The sequence below is a fragment of the Salinicola sp. LHM genome (assembly GCF_034479735.1).
Lineage (GTDB): Bacteria > Pseudomonadota > Gammaproteobacteria > Pseudomonadales > Halomonadaceae > Salinicola > Salinicola salarius.
The window spans coordinates 3,725,927-3,738,392 of record NZ_CP140261.1; the positions used below are offsets into that span (position 1 = coordinate 3,725,927).

General features: G+C 64.9%; 12 protein-coding genes. 5 read left to right on the plus strand and 7 right to left on the minus strand.

Translation table 11 applies throughout. The annotated features are described in order from the left end of the window. Nucleotides 1-130: 130 nt before the first annotated feature. The 5 genes from R5R73_RS16940 to R5R73_RS16960 all read left to right on the plus strand — a co-directional run bounded on the left by R5R73_RS16940 (nt 131) and on the right by R5R73_RS16960 (nt 4,422). Nucleotides 131-277: a hypothetical protein gene (locus tag R5R73_RS16940; protein ID WP_322528134.1), complete on the plus strand. Its 147-nt coding sequence runs from the start codon at nt 131-133 to the stop codon at nt 275-277. Further along, a complete protein-coding gene (locus tag R5R73_RS16945) occupies nt 277-987 on the plus strand; it encodes a metal ABC transporter ATP-binding protein (RefSeq protein WP_322528135.1) in 711 nt (236 codons plus the stop codon). Before R5R73_RS16940 ends, R5R73_RS16945 begins: the two co-directional genes overlap by 1 nt. Then, nucleotides 984-1,868 (plus strand): metal ABC transporter permease, encoded by an 885-nt coding sequence (locus R5R73_RS16950; protein ID WP_087718526.1) that lies wholly within the window; start codon nt 984-986, stop codon nt 1,866-1,868. The genes R5R73_RS16945 and R5R73_RS16950 overlap by 4 nt, the downstream gene beginning before the upstream one ends. Before the next feature lie 34 nt (nt 1,869-1,902). Next, entirely contained in the window at nt 1,903-2,901 is a 999-nt protein-coding gene (locus R5R73_RS16955) for a metal ABC transporter solute-binding protein, Zn/Mn family (protein WP_322528136.1), read from the plus strand. A 258-nt stretch (nt 2,902-3,159) separates the two neighbouring features. Continuing rightward, nucleotides 3,160-4,422, plus strand: coding sequence for a winged helix-turn-helix domain-containing protein (locus R5R73_RS16960; protein ID WP_071230856.1), 1,263 nt, complete (start codon nt 3,160-3,162; stop codon nt 4,420-4,422). Nucleotides 4,423-4,461: 39 nt separating this feature from the next. On the opposite strand, the gene R5R73_RS16965 is transcribed toward R5R73_RS16960, so the two are convergent. The 7 genes from R5R73_RS16965 to R5R73_RS16995 are packed head-to-tail and all read right to left on the minus strand — an operon-like array spanning nt 4,462 to nt 12,325. Further along, nucleotides 4,462-6,234, minus strand: coding sequence for a dipeptide ABC transporter ATP-binding protein (locus tag R5R73_RS16965; RefSeq protein ID WP_083387263.1), 1,773 nt, complete (start codon nt 6,232-6,234; stop codon nt 4,462-4,464). 10 nt (nt 6,235-6,244) lie between these two features. Continuing rightward, nucleotides 6,245-7,192, minus strand: coding sequence for an acetamidase/formamidase family protein (locus tag R5R73_RS16970; RefSeq protein WP_071230858.1), 948 nt, complete (start codon nt 7,190-7,192; stop codon nt 6,245-6,247). Beyond that, nucleotides 7,192-8,808 carry an ABC transporter substrate-binding protein gene (locus R5R73_RS16975; protein WP_322528137.1) on the minus strand — a complete coding sequence of 539 codons (1,617 nt, stop codon included), beginning with the start codon at nt 8,806-8,808 and terminating at the stop codon, nt 7,192-7,194. Before R5R73_RS16975 ends, R5R73_RS16970 begins: the two co-directional genes overlap by 1 nt. A 19-nt stretch (nt 8,809-8,827) precedes the next feature. Next, nucleotides 8,828-9,754, minus strand: a complete 927-nt coding sequence (locus tag R5R73_RS16980) for an ABC transporter permease (protein ID WP_071230860.1) — start codon at nt 9,752-9,754, stop codon at nt 8,828-8,830. Further along, on the minus strand, nt 9,754-10,602 hold the full coding sequence (locus R5R73_RS16985; RefSeq protein WP_071230861.1) for an ABC transporter permease: 849 nt from the start codon (nt 10,600-10,602) through the stop codon (nt 9,754-9,756). Before R5R73_RS16985 ends, R5R73_RS16980 begins: the two co-directional genes overlap by 1 nt. Further along, complete coding sequence (locus R5R73_RS16990; RefSeq protein WP_071230862.1) at nt 10,599-11,186, minus strand: ANTAR domain-containing response regulator; 588 nt, start codon at nt 11,184-11,186, stop codon at nt 10,599-10,601. Before R5R73_RS16990 ends, R5R73_RS16985 begins: the two co-directional genes overlap by 4 nt. Beyond that, entirely contained in the window at nt 11,183-12,325 is a 1,143-nt protein-coding gene (locus R5R73_RS16995) for a transporter substrate-binding protein (protein WP_071230863.1), read from the minus strand. Before R5R73_RS16995 ends, R5R73_RS16990 begins: the two co-directional genes overlap by 4 nt. Nucleotides 12,326-12,466: the final 141 nt, after the last annotated feature.

The following is a 12,466-nucleotide window of genomic DNA, read 5'->3' on the forward strand; positions in this document are numbered from 1 at the left end:
CAAATTTTACGAACCGACAAGCCCGCCAAAAGGATTGTCAGGGATCTCTTACAAATGGTGTCAGCCAATCTCCGCTTGGCACCAATTTTGTTATGATATAACCTTTCTGCCTCATCCAAAGGGTCTCTTCATGTCACATCGTCACCGGCACCGCCCCGATGGGCCGTGTCACTTTTCTCTGATGTCGCTGGGCGCCGGGCGGCGCGTGTTGCTCGCGCTCATTCCTCTGGCCGTGCTGTGGCTCGTCGCGGGCTGGGCTGCCGGGGTGTTCGGTTGATGGCTCGTTCGATAGCAAAGCCCGACACGTTGCTGGCGCTGGAATCCCTGTCGCTGGCGCAGGGCAACCGTATGGTGCTGGAGAATATCGACGGCCATTTCGAGGCCGGCACCATCACTGCGCTGGTGGGGGCCAACGGCGCCGGCAAGAGCACGCTGGTCCAGGGGATCATGGGCGAGCTGCGCCCGGTCAGCGGCCGCGTTCGCTGCGAGGTTCCCAATGCGCGGCGCGCGTGGCTGCCGCAGCAGCTGGCGCTGGATTTGACCTTCCCCATGAGCGTCGAAGAGCTGGTCATGAGCGGTTGCTGGCCGACCCACGGCAGCTTCAAGCGCTACGGGCCGGCGGAGTATCGCCGCGGCCAGGCGGTGATGCAGCGCCTCGGCCTGCAGTCGTTCGAACACCGGCCGCTGGGTGAACTCTCCGGCGGCCAGCGCCAGCGCGCGCTGCTCGGCCGTACGCTGATGCAGGAGGCTCAGCTGCTGCTGCTCGACGAGCCGTTTGCCAATGTCGATGCCGCCACGGTCGAGGTCCTGATCGATGTGCTTCGCGCCATGGCGGCCGAGGGCGCGGCGATCATCATCGTGTTGCACGATCACGATCAGATGACGCGGCTGGCCGATCGCGTCCTGCGGCTGGAACGTGGGCACGGGATCTGGTCCACGCCCGCGATGATCGGTGATTCCTCTTCATCGGCGGAGACGTTGGCATGATCGATTGGCTGTTCTCTCCACTGGTGGATTTCGGCTTCATGCGCCGCGCGCTGGTGGCCGGGCTGGCGCTGTCGCTGGTGGCGCCGCCGCTGGGGGTCTTCCTCACGCTGCGCGGCATGAGCCTGGTCGGCGATGCCATGGCCCACGCCGTGTTGCCGGGCGTGGCGGTCGGCTTTCTGCTGGCGGGCTTTTCGCTACCGGCGATGAGTTTCGGTGGTCTGGTGGCAGGGCTGCTGGTGGCGGGGCTGGCGGGTAGCGTGTCGCGCCTGACGGGCCACCGCGAAGACTCGGCGATCGCCAGCTTCTATCTGATTTCGCTGGCGGCCGGGGTGATGTTGATCTCGATGCGCGGCAGCAGCGTCGACCTGACCCACGTGCTGTTCGGCTCGATCCTGGCGGTGGACAGTACCGCGCTGTGGCTGATCGTCGGCGTGTCGAGCCTGACGCTGATCGTGCTGGCGGCGATCTTCCGCATTCTGGTGGTCGAGTGCCTGGACCCGCTATTCCTGCGCGGCCAGGGGATTCGTGGCGGCGCGGTGCACGGGCTGTTTCTGGGTCTGATGGTGCTCAACCTGACCGCCGGCTTCCAGACGCTCGGCACGTTGATGGCGGTCGGCCTGATGATGCTGCCGGCGACGGCGGCGCGCTTCTGGTCGAAGCGGCTCGAAGGGTTGATGGGGCTGGCGATCGCCATCGGCATGGTCTCCAGCGTGGGCGGGCTACTGCTCTCCTATCATGCCGGTCTGCCTTCGGGGCCCTGCATCATTCTGCTGGCCGGCGTGATCTATCTGTTTTCCGCCCTGTTCGGGCGTTACCACAGTGTCTTCGCCCGCTGGCGCCGGCGCGTGCAGCCCATGCTGCCGCCCGATGCCCACGGCTGACCCTTTCTTTTCTCGCCACAAGGATCGTTACATCATGGCTCACGTTTCCCTTCGCGCCGTGCTGGTGGGTGCGCTCGGCGCCTCGGCGCTTTCGGCCAACATCGCTCATGCCCAGGAACCGCTGCAGGTGGTCACGAGCTTCAGCATTCTCGATGACATGGTGTCGACGATCGGTGGCGATCACGTCAGCGTCACGTCGCTGGTCGGACCCGATGGCGATGCTCACGCCTTTTCGCCCAGGCCCGCCGATGCCCAGTCGCTCGCGGATGCCGATCTGATCGTGGTCAATGGCTTGCAGCTCGAGGGGTGGATCGACCGGTTGATCGACGCCAGCGGTTACGAGGGCGAAGTCGTGGTCGCCAGCAACGGTATCGACACGCGTTCGTTCGAGGGGCACGAGGACGAGGGCGACCATGACGACCATGACGACCATGACGACCATGACGACCATGACGACCACGATCATGCGGCCGACGGCGAAGAGGAGCATCACCACCACGGCGATGTCGACCCCCATGCCTGGCAGGATCTGGAGAATGGCGAGCAGTACGCACGCAACATCCGCGATGCGCTGGTGAAGGCCGATCCGGCTCATGCCGACGCCTACCGCGCCAACGCCGAGCGTTACATCGATGAGATGGAAGCGCTCGACAAGGAGGCGAAAGCGCGGCTATCGCGGATTCCGGCGGCCGACCGGCTGATCATCACCAGTCACGATGCCTTCGGCTACTTCGCCGACGCCTACGATCTCGAGCTGCTCTCGCCGGTGGGCATCAACACGCTGGCGGAACCCAGCGCCAGCGACATGGGCCATCTGATCCAGCAGATCGAGTCCAGCCACGCCAGGGCGCTGTTCCTGGAGAACATGACCAACCCGGCGCTGATCAACCAGTTGCACGAAGAGACCGGCATCGCCATCGGTGGCACCCTCTACGCCGACGCGCTGACGGCGGAGGGCGAAGGCAGCACCTACCTCGGCATGTTCCAGCACAACGTCGACACCCTGCTCGACGCGCTGGAAGCCGACGACTGACCCCGACAGGCCAGCCCGCGACGGCGGCGCTGGCCTACTTTTTATTTCCTACTCTCTAATTCCTGCTCCCTGCTCCCTGCTCCCTGCTCCCTGCTCCCTGCTCCCTGCTCCCTGCTCCCTGCTCCCTGCTCCCTGCTCCCTGCTCTCTTCCCTCTTCCCTCTTCCCTCTTCCCTCTTCCCTCTTCCCTCTTCTTCAAGACTGAACGACACTTTCCGGGCAGCATCCGCTCAAGCCTCTACCGAGAAGTGTCGTCTCGCATGTCGTCAGCCATCCCGCCGCCGCAACGCCGCCTCACGCTCTCCCAGGCGCGTCGTCTCGCCCTGAAAGCGCAGGGTTTCACGTCCCGCTCCCCCGAGTCCGTCAACCGCGGCCATCTTCGGCGCCTCGTGGATCGTCTCGGCGTGTTGCAGATCGATTCCGTCAACGCGCTGGCACGTTCCCACTATCTGCCGGCCTTTTCGCGCCTCGGCCCCTATCCGACCGAGCACCTCGACGAAGCCGCCTGGGCGGGCAATCGCCATCGGTCGCTGTTCGAATACTGGGGCCACGAAGCGTCGCTGCTGCCGCTCTCGCTCTACCCGGCGATGCGCTGGCGCATGCGCCGCGCGCGGGAAGGCATCGGCATCTACAAGCATCTGGCGCGATTCGGCCGTGAACGGCGGGACGTGATCGAACGCGTGCTGGCCAACGTGCGCGAACATGGCCCGCTGGGCGCCGGCGCGCTGAACACGCGGGAAGGCCCCGCCGGCCCGTGGTGGGACTGGAGCGACGAGAAACACGCACTGGAGTGGCTGTTTGCTGCTGGCGAGGTCACCGTCGCCCGCCGCCGGGGTTTCGAACGGCTCTACGACCTGCCGGAACGGGTGCTGCCGAGCGCCGTCCTGAACCAGGCCGAACCCGATCTGCTCGAGGCGCATCGCCAGCTGTTGCTCCGGTCTGCCGAGGCGCTGGGCGTGGCGACGGAGAAGGACCTGCGGGACTACTACCGGCTGGCGCCGCAGGATACCCGTGCCGCACTGCAGACGCTGATCAAGGACGGCGCGCTGACGCCGGTCGAGGTAGAAAGCTGGCGGCAGCCGGCCTATGTCGTCGGCGAGCCGCGCATCCCCCGCCGAGTCGAGACCGCCGCGCTGCTCTCGCCGTTCGACTCCCTGATCTGGTATCGCGAGCGCACCGAGCGCCTGTTCGGCTTTCACTACCGCTTGGAGTTCTACGTCCCGCCGGCCAAACGAACCTACGGCTACTACGTCATGCCGTTCCTCCACGGCGACCGGCTCATCGCCCGGCTCGACCTGCGTGCCCGGCGCGCCGACGGGGAGCTGAGCGTTCTCGCCATCCATCCCGAGCCCGCCGTGACGTTCCGTGACGCCGAACTCGACGCGCTGGCCGGCCAGCTCGAACGGCTGGCACGCTGGCTCGGGTTACCGCGTATTCATCTGGCCTGCGAGCGACCCCTTGCCCAGCGCCTGAGCGCCCTGTGGCCGGTGGATGTCAGCCGCCGGCACAACCTGTTGTACTGACGTCGCAACCGGTGTCGAACACCCGGTTAGCCTTGGCTTTCATGCGCTGGCGGCGGACAGCGCGACGAAGTGCCCCGTCTGTAGCTCAGCGTAGCGAAGCGCGGGCAACCGATGGCCGTGGAGCTTGATGGGATCGGGCACCTCCGTGGCCTGCAACAATGTGGCGAAGTCGCGCTTGGCGTCCACATCCGGCATGGGTACGGCGGAGAGCAGGCGCTGGGTATAGGGATGGCGCGGATCGTGCAGCACCTGCTGGCAGCTGCCGATCTCGACGATCTGGCCGGCATACATGACCGCGACACGGTGGCTGATCTGCTCGATGACCGCCATGTCGTGGGAAATGAACAGGTAGCTCAGGTTCAAGCGTTGCTGCAGATCCTCCAGCAGCGCCAGCACCTGAGCCTGTACCGAGACGTCCAGCGCCGAGACCGCTTCGTCTGCGATGATCACCTTGGGATTGAGCGCCAGCGCGCGGGCGATACAGATGCGCTGACGCTGCCCGCCGGAGAACTGGTGTGGATAACGCAGTGCCACCTCGGCCGGCAGTCCAACCTGTTCGAGCAGTTCGGCCACGCGCCGCCGGCGTTCGGCGGCGTCGGCCAGGCCATGCACCAGCAACGGCTCGCCGATCAGGTCCCCCACGCTCTTGCGTGAGTTGAGCGCAGCGAAGGGATCCTGAAAGATCATCTGGATGTCGCGGCGCACGGCCTTGAGCGCGGCGCCGCGCAAGCCGTTGAGTTCGCGCCCTTCGAACCTGACGCTGCCCGTGTAGTCGAGCATGTTCATCAACGCCTTGCCGGTGGTCGACTTGCCGCAGCCGCTCTCGCCGACGATGCCCAGCGTTTCCCCGGCGTTCAGCGTGAAGTTGACGTCTTCCACCGCGCAGACCTCGCGACGAGTCTCGAACGGCGAGCGCCGCTTGACCGGAAAGCGCACCCGCAACCCTTCCACCGTCAGCACCGGGGCGTGCGTCTCGCTAGCCAATGGCCGTACCGCGGCCGTGCCCAGGCGGGGCACCGCCGCCAGCAGCTTGCGCGTGTACGCCGATTGCGGGTCGGTGAACAGCGCACGCGCCGGGGCGGACTCCTCGACGACGCCACGGTTCATCACCACCACGTCGTCGGCCATCTCGGCGACAACGCCCATGTCGTGGGTAATCATTAGGAGCGCGGTATCGAACTCGCGCTGCAGTTCCCGCATCAGCTCGAGAATCTGTGCCTGGATCGTCACGTCCAGCGCCGTGGTCGGCTCGTCGGCGATCAGCACCTTGGGATGACAGACCATCGCCATGGCGATCATCACCCGCTGACGCATGCCGCCGGACAGCTCGTGCGGATGTTGCTTGAGCCGCTGCTCGACATGCGGCACCCGTACCGCGTCGAGCATCTCGAGGGCGCGGCGACGGGCCTGCCCGCCCTCGGCCAGCTTGTGGCGGCGAATGGTTTCTTCCAGTTGCTGCCCGACCGTCATCATTGGATTGAGTGAGGTCATCGGTTCCTGAAAGATCATCGCGATGTCGCGCCCACGCAGGCGCTGCATGGCGCGTTCGGGCAGCTCCAGCAGATCCCGCTCGCCATAGAGGATGGCGCCGCTCGGCAACCGCGCCACCTTGGGCAGCAGGCCCATGATCGCCAGCGAGGAGAGCGACTTTCCGCTGCCCGACTCGCCGGCGATGCACAGCGTGCGACCGGCACGCAAGGTGAAGCTCAGGTCGTCGACCACGCGCTGCGTGTCATGCTCGTGTGAAATGTCGATCGACAAGTGCTCGACGGAGAGCACGCGTCCATCACCCGGCCCCGGCTGAGTTGTCATCGCCATCCCCTCACTCGAACACGATGCGTGGCACATAGAACGACACCACCCAGTTGGGCATGTCGACGATCTCGTTGATGCGCAGATCGCCGCACACCGAACAAAGCATGTAAGCCTGCTCGGCCGGCATGTTGCGGGTCTTGACCAGCCACTCGATGGCGCCGCTCAAGGCCTGCCGCGCGCCTTCCATCAGGTCCGGTCCGACGCCGGTGAAGACCTCGTAGCCGGCGCCGTCGAGATGGCGGGTCACCGGCCCCGGCGTGGAGAAGCGCGGCATCGCCAGGGGCGTCTGCTTGATCAGGTCGAGACGCAAGGAGACATCCATGGCGCTTTCCAGCGCCGTGCCGCAGACCTCGCCATCGCCCTGGGCGGCGTGGGTATCGCCGATCGAGAACAAGGCCCCGGCGACTTCCACCGGCAGATAGAGCGTGCTGCCGGCGCCGAGGTCACGCACGTCGAGATTGCCCCCCACGCGGCGCGGCGGCACGATCGAGTGCGTGCCCGGCGCCGCCGGCGCGACGCCGAGCGTCCCGGCGAACGGCTTCAGCGGCACCCGTGCGTGAGTGCCGAATGCAGCCGGTGTCATGGCCTGTGTATCGTAGTGCCACAAAGCCAGCGCGGGCGTTTCGAACTGGTCGGCCAGCAGCCCGAAGCCGGGGATGTTGGCCGTCCAGCCGAAGCCGGACGGGGCGAAGTCGTCGATATGGACCACGAGGATGTCGCCAGGCTCGGCGCCGTCCACGAAGATGGGTCCGGTCACTGGGTTGATCCGGTCGAATGGCATGTTGGCCACTGCCGAGACATCCGAGGTCGGCGTGAAGTGTCCGCCCGAGGAGTCATTGCAGGCGAACGTCAGCCGGGTCCCCGGCGCGACGTGCGCGGCCGGGGCGATGGCATTATCCCATCCCAGGTGGCAATGGTGCCCGTGAATGGTCTTGATCAGTCCGTTATCACACATCATTTCACCCAGATGTAGTCGTAGTTGACAGGAATGTGGACCGGATCCACGTACAGAGCATCGTCACCACCCATGCGCGCCGAGTGCACGGTGAAACGCTGCTCGTTGAAGATCGGCACCCAGGGAGCGTCATCCATCGCCGTGGTGAAGATCTTGCCCCAGCGCTCGGCACGTGCCTGCTGCTGGTCCGGTGCGACCATGGCGTCAGCGGCAGCGGCCTCGGCGTCCAGCTCTTCGTTGCAGTACCACGCCCAATTCCAGCCGCCGGGCACCGCGCCCTCGCAACCCAGGATCGGCCCCCAGAAGTTGGAGGGATCGGGGAAGTCGGCGATCCACGCCATGCCGCCCGACCACACCATCGGCGCCTGATCCTTGTCGCCGCCCGCGGCGATCACGTTGGCCTGCGCCAGCGACTTGATCTCGGCGCGCACGCCAATCTGCGCCAGGTCCTGTTGGATTGCCTGGGCGATACGCGGCTGCGGGTCGGTGTTCATGACGTAGATCTCGGTATCGAACCCATCGCCGTAGCCGGCTTCCTCGAGCAGCGCCTTGGCCTTCGCGACATCGTAAGGGTAGCCCTTGTATTCCTTGTCATAACCGGGCATCGCCGGCGGCAGTGGCTGATTGGCGGGAATCGCGCGACCGTTGATGATGCGTACGATGCGCTTTTTGTTGATCGCCATGTTGATGGCGCGGCGCACTTCGACCTTATCCAGCGGGGGCATGGTGACGTTCATGGTCAAGTAACCGGTATGCAACTGGTTGCCGATGACCATCAGATCCTTGAAATCGGGATCGTTGCGGAATTGCAGGAACTGCGCGGGCGGGATGCCGTCGCCGGCGACGTCCACCTCGCCACGCTGCAACCGCATCAGGGCCACGTTGGGTTCCTGGCCGATCTCGAAATCGATGCTATCGAGATACGGAATGCCCTCGCGGTAGTAGTCGTCGTTCTTGACGAAGGTCAGACGTTGGCCGAGCGCCCAGCCCTGCAATTCGAAGGCCCCCGTGCCCACCGGATGCTTGCCGAAATCGCGGCCCCATTTCTCGACTGCTTCCTTGGGCACCACCGAGGCGAAATTGAGGGCCATGATGTGCAGGAAGGTCGCATCCGGCGCCGACAGCTGGATCTTCACGGTGTACTCGTCGGGCGTGGTGATACCGCTCAACGTCGTCGCCTCACCCGAGGCCACGGCGTCGAAGCCCTCGATGGAGGAGAAGAAGCCGGCGCCGGGGCTCTGGGTCTCGGGGTTGACCGTCCGCTCCAGGGAGTACTTCACGTCGCTGGCGACCATTTCGCGGCCATTGTGGAACTTGACCCCTTCACGCAGATGGAAGGTGTAGGTCAGGCCATCGTCGGAAATCGCGTAATCCTTGGCGAGGTCCGTCTTCAGCTCGGTGGTGCCCGGCTCGTAATCCATCAGGCCGTCGAACAGACTCTTGATCATCGACCAGTTCTGCCAGTCGTAGCCGATCGCCGGGTCGAGCGTGGCTACGTCGTTCTGGTAGGTGACCACGATGTCGCCGCCTTCCTGGGGCGTCTGTTGCGCCAGCGCCTGGCTCGAGATCGTCGCGCACAGGGCGGTGAGTGCGAAGCCTTTCAATTTGTTGTTCATGGCATTGTTCCCTTGAGGTTCAGGTTTGGGTGACGTCGATGCGCGGATCGACGAACAGCACGGCCAGATCGGCCACGAGATTGCCCAGCACGATGGCGACCGCCGAGAGCATGGTGACGCCCACGATGATCGGGATATCCACCTGCTGGATGGCCTGCCAGGCCAGTTGCCCCAGGCCCGGCCAGCCGAACACCGACTCCACGACGACCAGCCCGCTCATGAAGATGCCGATGTCGATCCCGATCATGGGGATCACCGGCACGATGGCGTTGGGCAGCACGTGGCGCAGCAGGACGCGCGCCCGTCCCAACCCCTTGGCGCGCGCAGTGCGAATGAAGTCCTGATGCAGCACCTCGATCATCGACGAGCGCACCATGCGTGAGTACCAGCCGCTGCCCAGCACACCGAGGGTGATGGCCGGCAACAGCAAGTGCTCGACGCCGCCGTAGCCGCCCAATGGGAACCAGCCGAGATAGACCGCGAAGAAATACAGCGCCAGCATCGCGGCGATGAAATGCGGCGAGGACACGCCGATGAACGAGAACGCCATCAGCACCTGATCGAGTACCGAATTGCGCTTGAGCGCCGCGACGATACCCAGCGTGATGCCGATCAGCAGCTCGAAGCCGATGCCGGCGGCCATCAGTTGCAGCGTCGGGCCCACCCGCGAGGCGAGCAGCGTCGAGACTTCCGAGCGCTGCACGTAGGAGCGCCCCAGGTCGCCCTGCAGCAGGTTGCCCAGATAGCGGACGTACTGCTCGTAGAACGGCAGATCCAGCCCCAGTTGGTGGCGGATGTTGGCCACCACCTCGGCGGTGGCGCTGCGACCGGCGATCTGCCGCGCAGGGTCGGCCGGAATCATGTAGAGCAGCAGGTAGGTGATGAAAGTCACGCCCAGCAGGATGAGCAGCGAATAGGCGATGCGCTTGGCGATGTACCAGACCATTAGCGTCTTCCTTTGAGTGTCGGGTCGAGCTCGTCGCGCAGCGCGTCGCCGACCAGGTTGAAGCTCAACGACAGCGCGATGATGGCGATGCCGGGGAACAGCACCAGCCACATGGCGGAGATGAAATAGGTCTGGCTCTCGAAGATGATGTTGCCCCAGCTCGGCATGGGCGGCTGCACGCCGACCCCCAGGAAGGACAACGTGGCTTCGAGCAGTACCGTGGTAGAGATGCCCAGGGTCGCCCAGACCAGAATGGTCGGCAGCAAATGCGGCAGGAGATGCGAGAACAGGATGCGCGGCGCGCTGACCCCGATGGTGCGCTCGACCGCCACGAAATCCTTCGACGACAGCGAGATGGTCTCCGAATAGATGACGCGCGCGATCTGTACCCAGTTCACCATGGCGATGACCATCGCCACGATCCACAGGCTGGGTTGCAGGATCGCCGCCAGCGCGATGGCGAGCAGCAAGGCAGGAAAGGCCATCATCAAATCGGTCAGGCGCATCAGCACCGAGCCCAGCCAGCCGCGCACGAAGCCCGCGGTCACGCCCACCAGCGTGCCGATCACTACCGCGATACCGTTGGAGACGATGCCGATGATCAACGAGGTACGCGCGCCGTAGATGACCCGCGAAAGCAAATCGCGCCCCAGCAGGTCCGTGCCCAGCCAGAACTCGCCGCCGGGCGGTAACGGCGCGCCTTCCAGCGAAAGCCCTTCGAAGAACTGCTCGGTGGGATCGTGCGGTGCCAACCAAGGGGCGAAGACCGCCGCCACGACCACGATCAGGATATAGAACAGCGCGATGGCCACGGTCTTGCGTTTGAGCAATGCCTTTAGCACCGTCATGACGCTCCTCCCTGACGCCGTGCGGGTGCCATCTGCGTCAGCAGCCGCTCGCTGGCCTGCACCAGGGTGAGCTGTCGTGACATGGCATCGCTGCGCAACCGCTCGAACGCCTGCGCTTCATCCAGCTCGGCGCTGACCATGATGCGCGCCACGGCCCGGGCGATGAGCCCCTGCTGGTCCACCTGCGCGGCCAGCCGATCATGAGCGGTTTCGAGCTCGGTGAGCCGCTCGCGCAATGTCCGCGCCATGGCCAGCGTGGTATAGACGGTATGCTGGGTAATTGGCTTGTTGAGGATAGCCGTGGCGCCCAGCCGCCGCGCGCGCTGGATCTGCGACAGCGTCTGGTGGTGGGTCATCGCCACGATCGGCAGGCCTGCCGCGCGAGCCGCCTCAAGCAGGCGCGGGCTGGCGAAGTGATCCAATTCGACGATCACGCCATCGACATCCGTCAGGGCGATCTCGGCATCCTCGGCCACGGTCCAGCCGTGCAAGCCCAGGCGCGCCAGGCTCTTGTCGAGCATCGCCTGCGAGCGCGGCTCGCAATCCACCAGCAGCAGCCGTGGAGTCAAGGTTTCCGCTTTCATTTCACGACCCTCAAGCGGGGCGACGTGGGTGCGGCACCGACCACGTCGCGGAACTGGGAGATACCGGTGCGGGTCAGGTAAGGGTCGGCGTCCAGCACACCGCTTTCGCGATGCACGATGCAAAACCCTTCGTCCCCTGCTTCGGCGATGCAGCACGGCAGCGCCAGATGGTTGTTGCTCGGATTGAAAGCCAACTCGCCCATCAAGGTGGTATGCGAGTTCGCATGCAGCCACGCCAGCACCGCTGCGGGGTCGTCGCTGCCCACCGCGGCACAGCTTCGCGCCAGCAACTGCACGGCGTTGTAGGCGTTGGTATAACAGCTCGAATAGATCTGCACGCCATGACGCACCCGTTGGCGCGCACTGAAGCCGTTGCCGGGATGATCGAACCATGGCCCGCACGACAACAGGCGCACATGCCGTAAGCGAGGAATCGCCGGCAGCTCGCACTCGGTGAAGTTGCAACTGAGTACGGTGATGGTGGTGCCCTGGCGCTCACAGGCGGCATCGAGCTGAGCCAGGAAGGCATAGGAGGACTCGCCGACAAGGTTGTTGAGCACGAAGTCGGTGACGCCTTCCAGAATCCGGATGATGATGGCGTCGAAGTCGCAATCGCCGAAGTGGAAGTACTTCTCCGCCACGATGCGGCCATGGGCGGCTTCCACCAGTTCGCGGGCAATGCGGTTGCTCTCCCAGCCCCAAACGTAGTTGGAGCCGATCAGCACGCCACGCTTGCCGTGCTCGCGCAGGGCATAGGCCAACAGCGGCACCAGATTCTGGCTCGGGCACCCGCCGGAATAGAGCACGTTTTCGCTGCACTCGAAGCCTTCGTAGGGGCAGGCGTACCACAACAGGGCATCGTCGCGTTCGACATCCGGCACGATATCTTTGCGGCTCGCCGAGGTCGTGGTGCCCACTACGTGACGCACGCCCCGCGCAAGCAAGGCCTCGACACCCTGATGATAGGCTTCGAGTTCGCCATGAGGATCGTACTCATGCACCACCAGCGTCACGCCCGATGTCGCGTCGGCATTGATATCAGTGACCGCTTGCAAGGCGCCGCTGCGCGCATTCTTGCTGATGCGTTGGTAGGTGCCGGTCGTCGAGTAGAGCATCCCGATGGGTAACGTGAATGTCATGGTCGTTTCCACAAAAAAAGCCCGGACGTCGGGAGGACATCCGGGCTTCATTGCCAAGCGCCTAGCGGCGCGCTGTTCTGTACAAGATTTACAGGCTGGCTAACCAAGCCCCACTTGCCATTGAAATATATTGTAAACAAG